The following is a 15,713-nucleotide window of genomic DNA, read 5'->3' as shown; positions in this document are numbered from 1 at the left end:
ATCAAAGAAGAAGCTGAAGAAAGGGGTGGTGGTTCTAAATGTGTGAGAATAAAAAGGCTGTTGGTGTTATTATTAATCCCATTGCAGGACTAGGGGGTAGAGTAGGCTTAAAGGGAAGTGATGGGTGGAATATTATTGATAAAGCGTTGGCGATGGGAGCAGAGCCGGAATCTTCAAAGAGAGCTTCTTTCGCCCTAAAAGAGTTGGAACCCATCAAAGAGCAACTACAATTTTACACATATGGTGGAGAAATGGGAGAAATTCAATTAACGGAGTTAGGCATTACGGCAAAAATAGTTGGCAGACAAGGTGAAAAGAGGACAACAGCAGAGGATACAAAGGCGGCGGCTTTGCTGCTAAAAAAGGCTGGGGTAGATTTAATCATTTTTGCTGGTGGTGATGGAACCGCTAGAAATATTTTTGAAGCGATTGGAGATAGCATTCCTGTTGTTGGAATACCGGCTGGTGTTAAAATACACTCGGCAGTCTATGCAACGAATTCAAGAAATGCAGGCTTAGTTGCAAAAGATTTTGTGTTGGGAATGATTGAAAACACAAAACTTGCTGAAGTGATGGATATAGATGAAGATATTTTTCGGGAAGGAAGGTTAAGTGCTAAACTTTATGGTTATTTGTCGGTTCCGGAAGCTGGTAACAGAGTACAAAGCACTAAGTCGGCGGCTCCCACAGAAGCTGAAGAATTGATGGGGATTGTAGATCATGTCATTAGCAAAATGGAAGGTGATGTATTATATGTGGTAGGGCCGGGAACTACTACTAAATCAATACTCCAGGCAATGGACATAGAGGGAACTCTCCTGGGGGTTGATTTGGTAAAAGATGGAAAGACAGTGGCGGTGGATGTATCAGAGTCGCAAATATGGGAGCATATAAGGCAGCATGAAGGAAGAGTGAAGATAATGGTTACTATTATTGGAGGGCAAGGAAATATTTTTGGACGTGGAAATCAGCAAATAAGTCCACGGATTATACGGAAGGTGGGAAAAAAGAATATCATAGTAGTAGCAACAGGAGCGAAATTGTTATCACTAAACGGGGAGGCATTGCTGGTTGATACTGGTGATCAGGAAGTGGACCAGGAGCTTAGTGGATATATTGAAGTTGTTAAAGGGTATGCATTTACAGCGAGTTATCCGGTAGAGTGCTAAAGTAAAAAAAGTCCTGGTCGCTATTAAAAGCGCCAGGACTTTTGAGTTCATAAATATGAATTGAAAAGAAAGAGGATTAAAAACGTTCATATTCACCAATCAGACGATTCATTCCAAGCACATGTGGTTCGATTTTTTCAAAAAGTTCCCATAAAGTAAGGCCTGCTTCAAGATGTAAGTTCTCGTCTAGCGCAAAGATCATAAAGTAGTAATAATGAGGGCCATGACCTTCTGGAGGCATAGGACCCATAAAACCTTCTTTTCCAAAATCATTCATTCCTGTTGTGAAATCCCCAGTACCTTCCGGTAGGGTTGTAACATCACCGGGTATATTGTAAAGTACCCAGTGGACAAATCCGTAGTTGCCAGGCTCTACTTTAGGAGCATCCGGATCATGGCAAACGACAGCGAAGGATTTAGTTCCTTCAGGGATATTTTGCCAGCTTAATGAAGGAGAGACGTCAACACCTTCGCCTGTATGCTTCTGAGGAATTTTTTTACCGAACTCAAAAGCGCTACTGGTTAATTTCAATTCTGATAATGCAAAAGCCATAGAACCACCCTTTCAGCGTTCATTTTAATTGCCTTTCCGTTAACGATCATCCAGAATTATCATACCATATGTTGATTAGGTAATTCAACCGGTGAGACCTATTGATTCCATTTAAGAGATTCTAAAATCAGAAACGTAGCGGTAGAGACAGATGCTCCCAGAAAAGTACCCCATAGCAGGTCTACTATTGTAACCAACAATGGCCAGTTTTTAATGGTAGCTAGATTAGTCAGGTCGTAAGTAGCATAAGTGATAAAACCAAACAGAGCGCCGGTATATAACGCAACCATCCAGCTATCTTGTTGAAGTGCCGGCCGGAGGACAAAATAAACCATCCCACCAATATACAACAGATAAAAAGTAGCGGCAGCAGGCCAATTAACCCGTGAACTTAATAAGAATCCTATTTGATTTTGATAAAAAGGTTTTGCGATAAGGCCAAGCCATAATAGATCAATAGAAAAAAACACAATGATAGTTATAAAATATATTCTGAGCCAATAATACATAGAATCTCTCCTTTGTTCGTTTTCTGTACAGAAAATGAAGGTTATCATTATTAGGTGGGACTTAAAGGTTATTTTATTTATCTTCTGCTATAATGTAGGTGATCTATTTAATACCCAATCAATAAAGAATATACTTATACAGGATACTAATTTTTTCACCAGATCCATGAATATATTCAAAAATAAAACAGTTAGATAAATAATAGGAAAGTAGAGATGAATGTGATGTTAAAAAACAAAGAATTTCATGTAGGATGCCTTGCTTTTTTTACGATCGGAATGGCTGTTAATATTATATTTTCATTGTTACCAGATATTCGGGCTACTTTTGAACTGAGTTATGCGGAAGCTGGAAATGTGATGGTGGTGCTTCAAATAGGTTTTATCATAAGCCTTATAGCAAGGACCAAATTATTAGAATGTCTCAAAATGAAAAAATTACTTTTGGTAGCTGTTGGAGTATGGTTGACAGGCATTGGATTCATCATTTTATCTTCAGACAAATACTTTCTTTATGCGGGTATAGCCTTTAGTGGATTTTCTTACGGGACGTTTCAAAATTTACTTTCAGCTTATATCGTGATGGCGAGTGAAAATCATACGGGTAAAAGAGTTTCTTTAATGAATGCTTTTTTTGGCATCGGATCAATCACAGCTCCTGTAATGGCTAGCTTGGCGCTAGTCATAGGAAACTGGCGATTTGGATATGTACCGATTGTAATACTCGTGTTTATATTGCTATCAATGGTGAGGAATATTCAGTTTTTGCCAGTTTTTGAAACAGAGAATAATACAAAAGAATCCTTTCCTTTCGGATTAACGTTTATATGCATATCCCTGTTTGTTCTTGTTTATCCTATGACGGAGTTTACAGCAGGATCCTGGTTTAGTGAGTATTGGCACGTACTAGGTGATGAGAATATAGTTCCGTATAGTATGGTGACGGCGTTTTTTTGGCTTTCCTTTACCATCGGTAGATTAATAGCTGGAAAAATAGCTGATCATATAGGAAACATGCCTTTTATGTTACATACAACCTTGTTTTTTATGTTGATATCGGCTATATGGTTAAAGACAGATCATCCAATCATTGCATTACTAAGCCTTATAGGAATTGGTTTAGCATTAGCAGGAATGTTTCCTATCTTTCTAATACAAGCTGGAGAGTTTTTTCCTAAACATGTAGGAACGATCACATCCTGGTTTTATTTTTTTCTCTCTGTTGGAGGAATGACTTCTCAAAAGTTTGTAGGTGAAATGGCAGAAATTTATGGTATCAGTGTTTTGCCACTTATCTTTTTTGGATCATCTATTTTTTTAATGATCGTACTACTATTTTTAAGCAAAGAGAGAAGAAGAATGATACAAGAAAAAGGTAGTGCGGATTCACCAAATTGGGATTCATATGATTAGTATTATTAAATCGTGGTATTAATACAAAAGATTCATCTTCCTGAATAAATAACTAGAAGAATAATGATAAGTAGGAGGGTTTTGGAAAATGAAAACGTATTTCACTACATCAAAAATGAAACTAATCCTAATGGCGTTGTTGCTACTTTTCGTGATAGCTGGCTGTTCAGATACCACTACAGAAGAAGTTGCAACAGAACCGCCAGAAGAAACATCAGAAGAAATACATGAAGAAAAAATCGATGAAGAGCTTCCTTCATTTACGATGGAAGAGATAGCTGAGTATGATGGTTTAGATGGTAGATCTGCGTATATTGTTGTTGATGGCCTGGTTTACGATGTAACAGAATCAAGTATGTGGCAAGAAGGAAATCATCAAGGTCAGTTTCAGGCAGGTCAGGATTTAACAGAAAAAATACATGAAAAGTCTCCTCATGGGACTGGTGTGTTGGATAGAATGGAGATTGTTGGTCAAGTGGAGGAATAAAGAAGTTGAATAACGTTTAGTCGATTGTGGGACATAACAAGCCAGCCTGTTTTCAAGGGTTGGCTTTTGTAATACCAGAAAGGCGGGAAGTGAAAATGGATCAAATAAAAAGAGGTCATCATGATGAAACAGCTGAAATGCACATGAAGCCAATAGATGTCATCAATGGATTTTCAATACGGCCAGGGTTGTATGATGAAAATGGAACCGTGGTTATTCCGGGTGGTGTCAGCTTTACCATTCATTCACAGGATGCAACTTCAATAAAATTAGTATTATTTAAACGAGAAGCAAAGGAACCCTATGCAATTCTTCCTTTTCCAGAAACATATCGAGTTGGAAATGTTTACTCAATGATTGTTTTTGGACTTGATATTGAAGAGTTTGAATACGCCTATTCTGTAGAGGGACCTTGGAATCCTAAGAAAGGGATTATTTTTGATCAATCAAAATATTTACTAGATCCTTATGCAAGAGCTGTTACAGGGCAGAGTGATTGGGGGAAGAAGCCAGCTTATGGACAACAGTATCGAGCAAGGGTCGTTACCAGTGATTTTGACTGGGGAGACTCCAAACAACCATATATCCCTATGCAAGATTTAATCATTTATGAGCTGCATGTTAGAGGGTATACGAAAGATGCCTCTTCTGGAGTGAAACATAAAGGAACATTTGCAGGGTTGATGGAAAAAATTCCTTACTTAATTGATTTGGGAGTTAATGCGGTAGAGCTAATGCCAATTTTTGAATTTGACGAAATGATGGATCAGCGAACAGTGGATGGAGAAGTATTATATGATTACTGGGGTTATAACCCAGTAAGCTTTTTTGCTCCCAACACAGCTTATACAGCCAATGTTGAATACAATCGTGAAGGAAAAGAGCTGAAAACATTAATAAAAAAACTTAATGAAAACGGCATTGAAGTTTTTTTAGATGTAGTGTTTAATCATACTGCAGAAGGAAATGAAAAAGGACCATATATATCCTTTAAGGGACTGGATAACCGTATTTATTATATATTAACGCCGGATGGCTATTATTATAATTTCAGTGGATGCGGCAACACTTTAAACTGCAACCATCCGATTGTACAACGGATGATTTTAGACTGTTTGCGTTACTGGGTTATTGAATATCGAGTGGATGGTTTTCGCTTTGATTTAGCGGCCATTTTAGGAAGAAATGAAGATGGTTCTCCAATGAGTAATCCACCTTTACTACAAAATCTTGCATTTGATCCTATCTTGGCAAAGGTGAAGCTAATTGCGGAAGCGTGGGATGCAGCAGGACTTTATCAAGTAGGGAGTTTTCCTTCTTGGAATAGGTGGTCTGAATGGAATGGTAAATATCGTGATGAAATGAGGCAGTTTCTAAAAGGTGATAGTGGATTTGCACAGATTGCGGCAGACAGAATGAGTGGATCTCAGGATTTATATGGATCAGAGAATTGCAGTTCCAAGGCGTCTGTGAATTTTATTACATGTCATGATGGATTTACTTTATATGATCTATATGCATATAACAATAAACATAACAAGGCGAACGGATGGGATAATACAGATGGAGAAGAGCATAACCATAGTTGGAATTGCGGGGTAGAAGGTGATACAGAAGATGAGTTTATTCAGAAGCTAAGGAAAAGAATGATGAAAAATGCTATGACGGTGCTATTGACCAGCCACGGCACCCCGATGCTTCGAGCGGGAGATGAGTTTGCAAATTCTCAGCGTGGTAATAACAATGCCTATTGTCAAGATAATGAAATATCTTGGCTTAATTGGGAGCAAGTAAAAAAGAATGAGGATTTACTAAAATATGTGAAAGGTCTCATCAGGTTTAGAAAAAACCATCCGGTGGTAAGAGGTTGTGCGAAAGAAGCATTCTGTGGATTGCCTTCAGTGAGTAAACATGGGTCGGAACCATGGTATTTAGAGCCTAGTGGTGAGGTTCACGTGTTAGGAATGATGTACGCAGGTAGAGATGATAAAAATGAAAAAGACGAAATCGTTTATATAGGATTAAACACACATTGGGAACCGCAAAATGTTCGTCTTCCAGACTTGCCTGAAGGTTTCGTATGGAAATGTGTAGCTGATACGTCGAAAAGGCTTGTGGAGGAAATTTATGAAACAACTGATGAAATGCCGATAGTAGAAAATTACGTTATGATGGATCCAAGATCAACCATGGTTTTGATAGCTGCAGAGCCTTAAAAATTAAACTGAAAAATCTCTTGAAAGGAAGATGATGAAATGCTTTGAAATCCAAAAGTAAGAATATTGCTGGTAGCAATATTGATTATATATATGTCGGTGAAGCATTATTTTGGCGGATAAAATATTAAAACACCTTCCAGTAGAAAACAAAAAGGACTCTATATTGTTAAAAATTCGAAATCATCATATAATAATAGTATGAGAGATAGCTTTTGCGGGGAAGGATGATGACGTTTGAAAACCACTGATCAATTATGTCATGGCTGTATGACTGACAATATAATGGAATCAATTTGTCCTTTATGTGGTTGGGAGAAGGGTGCTGGTCCGTTATCTCATATGCATTTGAAACCTGGTACAATATTACAAGAAAAATATTTGATCGGAAGAGCTTTAGGACAAGGAGGATTTGGAGTAACCTATCTTGCTAAAGACATGAATTTAGATGTAAAATTAGCAATTAAAGAGTATCTTCCTCAAGATTTAGCATCTAGAAGCCAAGGCAATACAGAGATTTCTGTTTACTCGGGAACCTTAAATGCACATTACCATGATGGATTAGAAAAATTTTTACAGGAAGCAAAAACATTGGCTAGATTTGAAGGCCACCCTAATATTGTTTCGGTTAGAGATTTTTTCAAAGCAAACGGAACAGCGTATCTTGTGATGAGCTATATTGAAGGCGTTACCTTAAAAGAGTTTATACAAGATAAAGGCGGCAAAATATCTGTTGAGCAGGCTATTAATATTATGGTCCCGGTACTCGAAGCATTAAAAGAAGTTCATCGTTTCAATACATTGCACAGAGACATCAGTCCGGATAATATTTTTATTACAGCAAAAGGAAAAGTGGTTTTAATTGATTTTGGCGCTGCTCGACAATCCGTAAAAGAACAAGGAAGAAGCATGTCGATCATTATGAAGCCAGGTTTTACGCCAGAAGAACAATATCGTTCTAAAGGCCAACAGGGACCATGGACTGATATCTATGCAACAGGCGCAACCATGTACCGGGCTATAACGGGCAATATGCCTCCCGAGTCATTAGACAGAATGGTGGAAGATGATTTAGTGCCTCCTTCAATGTATGGCATTGAAATTGAGGCTACTGTTGAGAATGCTCTTTTAAAAGCAATGGCAGTAATGGCAAAAAATCGTTTTCAGACAGCTGAAAGTTTTCAACATGCCTTGGTAGAAGGAATTACGGAAGAAGAATCAAATCCACCTACGCCTACACCTTTGCCAACGCCTTTACCCATACCTACGCCATCTTATCAGCCTTCGAATTTGTCAGAAGAAAAAAGCTCTGAAAAAAACAACAAACTATTTTTAGGAATAGGAGCTGTTATTTCTGGTATTGCACTGGTATTGTTCCTTGTGTTTAGTTTGAATAATACAGAAGATTTAAATGAAAAAAAGGCGAAAGCAATAGAAGATCAAGCAACCACCGACGCTTCGATAATTACTCAGAATGAAGAATCGGACCAAGTGGCCAACATAGATTCTACAGAAGAGGAACCTCATGAAGAGCCTATCAGCTACGATTTACATCAAGCCTTACGCTCTTCCGGATATACTGAACTTTTAGGTGTTACTGAACAGGAATTATTTGGAATGTACGGAGATCCTTTTGATTCTTTTTATTGGGAAGGCGGACTGTTTTACGAATATCAAAATTTTTATGCGATGGTTAATGAATACAGTCGAGACAGAAAAGTAATGATTATAGGGCTAAGAGAGTTACCGGGCATTTCTGTCAACGCAAGTTTTGATGAAGTAAAACGGGTTTATGGGGAACCAGAGTGGGATGAGATAGGCACATCAAACAATTCTCATTTATTACACTATGATGTAAGTCAGCAGTATGCGGTGGTGTTTGAAGGATTTTCCGGTCGTAACGTTGATTTTATTACAATACACCCCTTATACCTTGAGTGGGAATACGATACTTGGGATGAAATAGAGCATAATGAAAATGTGGATAATGTTCAGGAGTTGGGGCATCAACTGTGGCAGACATGGATATATGTTGGACTTGGAACATCGGTTTGGTCTGAGCCAAATATTAATTCCTGGGTTATGGGTGAAACCATAAGAGAAGGAGATTTTTTTGTTACGGATTACCATATTGATGTTAATAATAATTTATGGCTGGAGTTAGAATTAATTAATGATGAAGATGAAACTGTTTATGGATGGATAGCCTATTAAGCTATATTCAGTAATTAAAAGGTTTTTTAACAGACAAAGGGGGATAAAATGGAATATATAAGTACAAGGGCAAAAAAAGATTCAGGGCATAAAAAGACTTCTGCCCAAGCGATAATCAAGGGTATTGCAGAAGATGATGGTCTTTTTGTACCGAAGCAATTTCCTGAAAAAGCTATCAATCCAAATGAATTGGTGGGATATGAATATCAGCAGATAGCAAAAATCGTGCTTTCTCATTTTTTTACAGATTTTTCTCAGGAAGAGCTAGAGACATGTGTAAACAAAGCTTACGACAGTAAATTTGACACGGCCAGTATAGCGCCATTGATTGATACAGGAGACGTATATTTTCTGGAGCTTTTTCATGGAAAAACGGCTGCGTTTAAGGATATGGCACTCTCTATTTTGCCACACTTGTTAACGACAGCAATAGAAAAAGAAAAAGAAAGTAGAAAAACAGTTATTTTAGCGGCTACGTCAGGAGATACGGGAAAAGCAGCGTTGGAAGGATTCGCTGATGTAGAAGGAACAGAGATTATTGTTTTTTATCCTCATATAGGAGTTAGTCAAGTGCAAGAAAGACAAATGATAACCCAAAAGGGAGATAATACTCATGTCTTTGCGATCAAAGGTAACTTTGATGATGCGCAGGCAGCGGTTAAAAAAATTTTTGCGGATAAGAAAATCGAAAAAGAACTGACATCATCAGGATACCAGTTTTCTTCTGCTAATTCTATTAATATAGGACGACTTGTACCGCAAGTAGCTTATTATATATGGGCTTATGTTCAAATGATAACAGAAAAGAAAATAGAAAATGGTGATGCGATTAATATAGTAGTACCAACAGGGAATTTTGGGAATATACTTGCCGCTTTTTATGCAAAAGAGTTGGGGATACCTGTTAATAAACTTATCTGTGCATCAAATCGAAACAACGTATTGACAGATTTTATCAATACAGGTGTGTATGATATCCGGCGCGAATTTCATATTACTAGTTCTCCTTCGATGGATATACTTATTTCCAGCAATTTAGAAAGACTGCTTTATCACTTATCTGGAGGAAATGGCGAAAGAATAAGTCGATTCATGCAAGATCTTAAAGAGAAAAAACATTATGTAGCTGATGATTATATCTTAAGTGGACTTGACTTGTTTTACGCTAACTATGCAAATGAAGAAGAGACCATGGAGTCCATAAGAAAAATGTATCAAAAAAATCAATATTTAATGGACCCTCATACGGCAGTAGCTTATAAGGTATATGAAGATTATAAGCAGAAAACCAATGACAAAACGCCAACGATTATTTCAGCTACAGCAAGCGCCTATAAGTTTGCTGATACGGTTGTAAAAGCATTAGGTCTGCCAGATGAAGAAGATGGATTCGAAGCAATCGCTCGATTATACCAGCATACAGGGGTTAAAGTTCCCAAAGAGCTTAGAGACTTAAAGAGTAAAGAAATACGACATCAGAAAACTTTGGAATGCAACGAGATGGAAGTCGGCATTCTGGAGACATTAAGAAAAAGAGTAGAATAAAAAACAATACAGCCCATGGTGTAGTTCGCAGGATTAGGGGTATTAATATAAATGATGGCTGATGGAGTTAAAACTCCACCAGTAGCAGTTAAGAACCCTGTTTATATATGAAGGAGGCGATCCTGTGAAAAAAATTTTGGTTGCCATCGATGGGTCTGACATGTCGCTAAAAGTTTTAACAAAAGCAAGACAAATCGCTGATAAGTTTGAAGCAGAAGTGTTGGTTATGACTGTCGTGAAAAAGCTGAGAGTAACGAACTATTACACAGGTGGAGAGCTAAATGAGCAAATGGATAAGCAAGTAGAAAATAGTGCTAAAAAAATATTAGAGAGTGCTCAGGAGATTTTCCAAGGCTATAAAGGAAAACTTGAAACTATTTTGGATTATGGTGAGCCAGCAGAAGAAATACTGGTATTAGCAGAGCGTGAAAAGCCAGACCTGCTAATAATGGGTAGCAGGGGTTTAGGTGGCTTTAGCAGAGTGATGCTGGGCAGTGTTTCTACCAAAGTGTTACATCATGTCACGTGTGATATGCTAATTGTCCGAAACGAAAAATAGGAAAACAAGCAGTCTATTTAGTGATCAGTCTATCTCTAATAAAGTGAATCCATTATCCGGGTTCACTTTTCTTTTTGCGGTACAATTCAGTAATTCAATAATCACTACTTCCATATAAAGCCAAACACTTACACCGGGACGGATGCAACCTACCAAAGCGTTTTTGTTTCTGCCAAAACCGGCGTGTAAATGCAAAAAGGGAACTTTGTTTTCATCTGGAAAGAGAGTGCCAAAACCAAAAGATTCATAAACGTCGTTTAGTAAATGTTCATTTACATCCATAGGAATTCTTGTTGATTCAGCATCTCTAGGACCGGATACTATTTTGCTATCTTGATCTGTTGCTCCTAAGAGATAGACAACGCCGGAAGAAATCCCTTTACGATGTGCAAAAGATTCGATAGTGTCAGGTAAAAGATCTCCCTGCTCTAAACGAAGAACAAAAACCCTGCCTTGAGTCGCTTCTGTATATTGCATTTTGAACCTCCTTTATTTTTTTACCTTTGCTGAACCAATCAATATGGACTACAATATAGATAGGTTGCTTTATTTTTTACTATATCACGAAGGTTCAAATGATGAAAGGAAATTAATCAACTTTAAGAATCCTGTTCATTAGGAGGAAAAAGAGATGGATAGAGGTCAGCGATTGGGATCAGAAAAAATACTTACATTACTAATTCGTCTTTCTGCTCCTGCGACTGTCGCTATGTTAGTGAATGCATTATACAATATCATTGATACGATTTTTATTGGCCGGGGAGTAGGCTATCTGGGGATTGGTGGATTAACGGTTGCTTTTCCGGTACAAATGGCTATTATGGCTCTTGCTCAAACAATCGGAATAGGTGCTGCTTCGGCTACTTCTAGAAATCTTGGAGCTGGTGAGGTGGAGAAAGCAAAAAAAGTTGCAGGAAATTCTTTTTTAGCATCTATGCTAATGGGAGCCGTTGTTTTTACCGTAGGTAACTTGATGATGAATCCCATACTAAAGATGTTTGGAGCAACGGATACATTGCTTCCATATGCCAAAGAGTACTTGCGGATTATCCTTATTGGAAGCCTTTACTTTCCCTTTGTAGTGAATGCAAACAATGTAATACGATCAGAAGGAAATTCAAAAGTTGCAATGATTTCCATGATTGTTGGTGCGGTAATCAATACATGTCTGGACTATTTATTCATTTTCCCTATGAATATGGGGATTAAAGGCGCAGCACTCGCAACCATTACTTCTCAGTTTTTTTCGTTGCTATATGTTCTTTACTACTTCTATGGGGAGAATAGCCTTATAAAAGTAAAAATAAGACATCTGAAATGGGATTGGTCTATTCAAAAAGAAATCCTGAAAATAGGGTCATCTTCTTTTGCCCGTCAAATTGCTGGAAGTTTAATGGCCATTGCCGTAAACAATTCGCTTGCCTTTTATGGAGGGGATTTAGCCCTTTCTGTTTTTGGGATTGTTCAACGGGTAATGATGTTTTTATTTATGCCAATGTTTGGTATTGTTCAGGGGATGCAACCTATTGTGGGATATAATTATGCTTCAAGGAATGCAAAACGTGTCATAGAAGTGGTCAAACTAGCCATAACGGGAATTACTATGATGGCAGTGGTAAGTACGATATTAGGGCAACTATTCCCTGCATCTATTATCCGTCTTTTTGATGATAGTCAGGAAGTGGTTGAGACAGGCATATTGGCACTTCGTATATCTATTGCCATGATACCAATTGTTGGAGTCCAAATCGTAGGTGCTGCTTTATTTCAATCCTTGGGCAAAGTAATACCAGCTTTAGTATTGACCATTTCAAGACAAATTCTGTTTTTAATTCCATTGGTGCTCATTCTTCCAAAGATTGGAGGCTTAGGGCTGATAGGAATATGGATTTCTTTTCCGTTAGCGGACTTGCTTTCCACTGTGTTTACTTCCTTTTGGGTAAAGAAACAAATTAATGAACTGAAAAGGAGTATTCAGTAGCTTTCAAAGACTAGTGAAGGAAAATAAGAATTAAAAAATACTTAGACAAGCAGTGTTTAGTGCATCGATAAAAGGATACTATAATAAGGGATACAGTGACGATAATGATATAGAGATAGAAAAGAGCAATTCGCCAAGCAATGTACGGGAAAGACTAGTATATGCAAAAGACGGTGAGCGATCATTAATAACTGGAATACTAATAGGGAGGAGAGGTATGAATGGAAGTTAAAATGGATCAAACCACGTATGAATATGTGAAGAAAAAAGGCGGTAAAATCAGCATAGATCTAATGATTCCTAAAGGTTGCTGTGGTGGAAGCATGATTCCCAATATTATTTTCAATCATCCACCAGAGAAAAAAATGTTCAAATTTCATAAACTGACCTACGAAGATCTGGAAATTTATGTGGACAAAGTAATGGATTTTAGAGATAATATGGTTGAATTAAAGTTAAAGAAAAAGATGCTTATTAAAGATATTGAACTGCCAACCCTGCAATTACTATAATAGATAAAGGAATTGACAACGATGACAATACTCAAATACATTGGGCCAGGTCTTTTGCTGGCCTTATTTATTGCGATGCCTGCTACTTTTTTAGGGAATCATATGCCTCTAATAGGTGGACCTGTATTTGGAATTGTAGGAGGGATCATTATTTCTCAGGTGATCCCCTTACCGAATAGGTTTCGTGCCGGAATTTCTTTTGCATCAAAAAGAATTCTGCAATCGGCGATTGTTTTTCTTGGATTTGGAATGAATTTAACGCATATTTTTGCCGTAGGTGCCAACTCATTTTTTTTGATCTTAAGTGTCATTATAACGGCACTGGTGATGACAAAGATTGTTTCAATTATTTTCAAAATCAATCAAAACACTACTGTGTTGATCGGTGTAGGGACAGCTATTTGCGGAGGTTCAGCGATAGCAGCAACAGCACCTATCCTGAAGGCACAGGAAGAGGAAGTTGCCATATCCATTTCAACCATATTCCTCTTTAATATCCTGGCTGTTTTAACATTTCCGACACTGGGAAGGTTAATGGGTATGACGGATGTCTCCTTTGGATTATGGGCTGGAACAGCGATTAATGATACCTCTTCGGTGGTAGCGGCTGGTCAGGTTTGGGGAGAAGAAGCGCTCCAAACAGCAACTATTGTAAAACTGGTGAGAACCTTAATGATTATTCCGATCTCACTGTTTTTGGCATTCAAACAAACTCAAAAGAATGCGGAGAATGTAAGCATAAGAAAAATATTTCCATGGTTTATTTTGCTCTTTCTTTTAGCTTCTTTCATCGCATCAACGAATTTCATGAGCGCTGATACGTCAAAAATACTTTCCGGTGCTGGTCGTTTTCAGATTACTTTAGCGATGACTGCAATAGGGTTAAATACTAATATTAGAAATTTGATTACTTACGGAAGCAAACCAATTATTATGGGAATGGTCGCTTGGGTTTCGGTTTCAATTGTATCGCTATATATACAGCAATTTATCCAAAAATAGGCTATAAAAGGAAATTTATCAGGATAAAAGAGACGAAAAGCATATTTTGCTGACCCTGTGAAAAACAGGTAAAAGTGGGTAATAACAAAGGAGAGCGGTTTATTTCAAATTGCAATACAGTAAGGGAAGAGGAGGATTGAGTAAATGGAACTATTTTACGACATAAAAAAGATCCGGAGTCAGTTTCCAGCATTAGATCGAAAGGTAAATGGCAATGTGGCTATTTATTTAGATGGACCTGGTGGAACTCAAGTTCCCAAAAGAGTTACCGATAAAATGACGAACTATTTACTGTACCATAATGCAAACGCCCATGGTCATTTTGCTTCATCTCGAGAATGTGATGCGTTGCATGAAGCGGCAAGAGAGACAATGGCTGATTTTTTGAATGGTTATCCCCAAGAAATTGTTTTCGGTGACAGCAGTACTACCAATAATCTGAAATTAACCCTGGCGCTTGCGAGAAAAATGAAACCTGGCGATGAAGTAATCATTACGGATTTGGATCATGAATCAAATCGCTCACCGTGGCTTCATATGCAGGAAAAAGGCATTATTGTAAAAAGTATAGCCGTTGATCCGGAAACATGTCAATTGGATCTGAAAGACTATCGAAATAAATTAACGGAAAAAACAAAAGTGGTTGCTTTAAACTGGGCGTCTAATGGAGTAGGTACCATAACGGATATAAAACCTCTGATTGAGTTAGCTCATGAAAAGAATGCGATTACCATTATTGACGCCGTGCATTATGCACCACATCGTCCAATAGATGTAGATGCATTAGGAATGGATTTTCTTCTTTGTTCACCATATAAGTTTTTTGGGCCGCATATGGGCGTGATGTATGGCAAGTTAGATGTCATGAAAAACCTAGAAACATTTCGTGTGTTGGTAGATGGAAACACTCAACCACCAGAAAAAATGGAAACAGGCACACCTCAATTTGAAGCCATTTGTGGAGCGGCTGAAGCTGTTGAATTTATCGCTGATATCGGGCATGACTGTGAAGAGTGGGCAATAAAAGAACGCTCTGATGAAATGATAGGACTTAAGGGAAGAAGAAAGTATATCGTAGCAGGTTTATTGGCTATTGAAGAATATGAAGACCATTTAGCTCAAAAAATGAGACGAGAGCTGGCAGCCATCGATGGGGTGAAAATATATGGTCCGTTGGAGGGTCAACCTAGAACGTCTACCATTTCCTTCTTAATAGAAGGGCTGCGTGCTGGTGAAGTGGCAAAGAAGATGGGCGATGAAGGAATTTTTGTATGGGCAGGCCATTATTATGCGAAGCAATTGATTGATGAGGTATTAAATCTTAAAAGTGTTGGAGGCTTAGTTCGTATTGGTTTTGCACCTTATAATACAGAAGAAGAAGTAAATAGAACGATAGAAGTAGTGCGTAAGATTGCGTTAAAAGAATAAAAGGTTAAGGAACGCAATAGGGTTTTTATAAAAGCTAGATAAGGGGTTGCTGGATAAGGGGTTGCTATTTATGTAGCAAGCCCTTATCCACTGTATATACAAACTGGCAATTCAATTAGAAAGGA

The 15,713-nt window shown here is 37.8% G+C and carries 14 protein-coding genes; 11 read left to right on the top strand and 3 right to left on the bottom strand.

Going from position 1 to position 15,713, the window contains the following annotated elements; all coding sequences use genetic code 11:
* Positions 1-38 precede the first annotated feature (38 nt).
* Positions 39-1,169, top strand: a complete 1,131-nt coding sequence (locus tag BLV55_RS01040) for an ATP-NAD kinase family protein (protein WP_093310033.1) — start codon at positions 39-41, stop codon at positions 1,167-1,169.
* Between the two features lie 76 nt (positions 1,170-1,245).
* Here BLV55_RS01040 and BLV55_RS01035 read toward each other — a convergent pair whose 3' ends face one another.
* Both BLV55_RS01035 and BLV55_RS01030 read right to left on the bottom strand, forming a co-directional pair.
* The gene (locus BLV55_RS01035; RefSeq protein WP_093310032.1) at positions 1,246-1,722 is read right to left on the bottom strand and encodes a YbhB/YbcL family Raf kinase inhibitor-like protein; all 477 of its coding nucleotides are present in this window, start codon (positions 1,720-1,722) and stop codon (positions 1,246-1,248) included.
* Between the two features lie 98 nt (positions 1,723-1,820).
* On the bottom strand, positions 1,821-2,231 hold the full coding sequence (locus tag BLV55_RS01030; protein WP_093310030.1) for a DUF2177 family protein: 411 nt from the start codon (positions 2,229-2,231) through the stop codon (positions 1,821-1,823).
* Between the two features lie 216 nt (positions 2,232-2,447).
* Here BLV55_RS01030 and BLV55_RS01025 point away from each other — a divergent pair, with 216 nt between their 5' ends.
* The 6 genes from BLV55_RS01025 (at position 2,448) to BLV55_RS01000 (ending at position 10,665) form a co-directional block, all read left to right on the top strand.
* Positions 2,448-3,644, top strand: a complete 1,197-nt coding sequence (locus BLV55_RS01025) for an MFS transporter (protein ID WP_093310027.1) — start codon at positions 2,448-2,450, stop codon at positions 3,642-3,644.
* An 88-nt stretch (positions 3,645-3,732) separates the two neighbouring features.
* Complete coding sequence (locus BLV55_RS14690) at positions 3,733-4,131, top strand: cytochrome b5 domain-containing protein (RefSeq protein WP_207645996.1); 399 nt, start codon at positions 3,733-3,735, stop codon at positions 4,129-4,131.
* Between the two features lie 95 nt (positions 4,132-4,226).
* Positions 4,227-6,347 carry a glycogen debranching protein GlgX gene (gene glgX, locus BLV55_RS01015; RefSeq protein ID WP_093310541.1) on the top strand — a complete coding sequence of 707 codons (2,121 nt, stop codon included), beginning with the start codon at positions 4,227-4,229 and terminating at the stop codon, positions 6,345-6,347.
* Positions 6,348-6,584: 237 nt separating this feature from the next.
* The gene (locus BLV55_RS01010; RefSeq protein WP_093310026.1) at positions 6,585-8,561 is read left to right on the top strand and encodes a serine/threonine protein kinase; all 1,977 of its coding nucleotides are present in this window, start codon (positions 6,585-6,587) and stop codon (positions 8,559-8,561) included.
* A gap of 48 nt (positions 8,562-8,609) precedes the next feature.
* The gene (gene thrC / locus BLV55_RS01005; RefSeq protein WP_093310024.1) at positions 8,610-10,106 is read left to right on the top strand and encodes a threonine synthase; all 1,497 of its coding nucleotides are present in this window, start codon (positions 8,610-8,612) and stop codon (positions 10,104-10,106) included.
* A 124-nt stretch (positions 10,107-10,230) separates the two neighbouring features.
* Positions 10,231-10,665 (top strand): universal stress protein, encoded by a 435-nt coding sequence (locus BLV55_RS01000; RefSeq protein ID WP_093310021.1) that lies wholly within the window; start codon positions 10,231-10,233, stop codon positions 10,663-10,665.
* A gap of 24 nt (positions 10,666-10,689) precedes the next feature.
* Here BLV55_RS01000 and BLV55_RS00995 read toward each other — a convergent pair whose 3' ends face one another.
* A complete protein-coding gene (locus BLV55_RS00995) occupies positions 10,690-11,142 on the bottom strand; it encodes a PPC domain-containing DNA-binding protein (protein ID WP_093310020.1) in 453 nt (150 codons plus the stop codon).
* A 154-nt stretch (positions 11,143-11,296) separates the two neighbouring features.
* Here BLV55_RS00995 and BLV55_RS00990 point away from each other — a divergent pair, with 154 nt between their 5' ends.
* From BLV55_RS00990 to BLV55_RS00975, 4 genes are all read left to right on the top strand, one after another.
* Positions 11,297-12,646, top strand: a complete 1,350-nt coding sequence (locus tag BLV55_RS00990; protein ID WP_093310017.1) for an MATE family efflux transporter — start codon at positions 11,297-11,299, stop codon at positions 12,644-12,646.
* 221 nt (positions 12,647-12,867) lie between these two features.
* Entirely contained in the window at positions 12,868-13,158 is a 291-nt protein-coding gene (locus BLV55_RS00985) for a CC/Se motif family (seleno)protein (protein ID WP_093310016.1), read from the top strand.
* 21 nt (positions 13,159-13,179) lie between these two features.
* Positions 13,180-14,160, top strand: a complete 981-nt coding sequence (locus BLV55_RS00980; protein WP_093310014.1) for a YeiH family protein — start codon at positions 13,180-13,182, stop codon at positions 14,158-14,160.
* A gap of 144 nt (positions 14,161-14,304) precedes the next feature.
* Positions 14,305-15,588, top strand: coding sequence for a cysteine desulfurase-like protein (locus BLV55_RS00975; RefSeq protein ID WP_093310012.1), 1,284 nt, complete (start codon positions 14,305-14,307; stop codon positions 15,586-15,588).
* Positions 15,589-15,713 lie beyond the last annotated feature (125 nt).

This window comes from Tindallia californiensis (assembly GCF_900107405.1).
GTDB classification, from domain to species: Bacteria; Bacillota; Clostridia; order Peptostreptococcales; family Tindalliaceae; genus Tindallia; species Tindallia californiensis.
Note: the sequence above shows the minus strand (reverse complement) of the source record. Positions and strands in the feature narration are given on the sequence as shown.

Excerpts from the sequence above, each read along its gene's own strand:
- BLV55_RS01040 (WP_093310033.1), top strand. The coding sequence starts at position 39 with ATGTGTGAGAATAAAAAGGCTGTTGGTGTTATTATTAATCCCATTGCA.
- BLV55_RS01035 (WP_093310032.1), bottom strand. The coding sequence starts at position 1,722 with ATGGCTTTTGCATTATCAGAATTGAAATTAACCAGTAGCGCTTTTGAG.
- BLV55_RS01030 (WP_093310030.1), bottom strand. The coding sequence starts at position 2,231 with ATGTATTATTGGCTCAGAATATATTTTATAACTATCATTGTGTTTTTT.
- BLV55_RS01025 (WP_093310027.1), top strand. The coding sequence starts at position 2,448 with ATGAATGTGATGTTAAAAAACAAAGAATTTCATGTAGGATGCCTTGCT.
- BLV55_RS14690 (WP_207645996.1), top strand. The coding sequence starts at position 3,733 with ATGAAAACGTATTTCACTACATCAAAAATGAAACTAATCCTAATGGCG.
- glgX (WP_093310541.1), top strand. The coding sequence starts at position 4,227 with ATGGATCAAATAAAAAGAGGTCATCATGATGAAACAGCTGAAATGCAC.
- thrC (WP_093310024.1), top strand. The coding sequence starts at position 8,610 with ATGGAATATATAAGTACAAGGGCAAAAAAAGATTCAGGGCATAAAAAG.
- BLV55_RS00995 (WP_093310020.1), bottom strand. The coding sequence starts at position 11,142 with ATGCAATATACAGAAGCGACTCAAGGCAGGGTTTTTGTTCTTCGTTTA.
- BLV55_RS00990 (WP_093310017.1), top strand. The coding sequence starts at position 11,297 with ATGGATAGAGGTCAGCGATTGGGATCAGAAAAAATACTTACATTACTA.
- BLV55_RS00985 (WP_093310016.1), top strand. The coding sequence starts at position 12,868 with ATGGAAGTTAAAATGGATCAAACCACGTATGAATATGTGAAGAAAAAA.
- BLV55_RS00980 (WP_093310014.1), top strand. The coding sequence starts at position 13,180 with ATGACAATACTCAAATACATTGGGCCAGGTCTTTTGCTGGCCTTATTT.
- BLV55_RS00975 (WP_093310012.1), top strand. The coding sequence starts at position 14,305 with ATGGAACTATTTTACGACATAAAAAAGATCCGGAGTCAGTTTCCAGCA.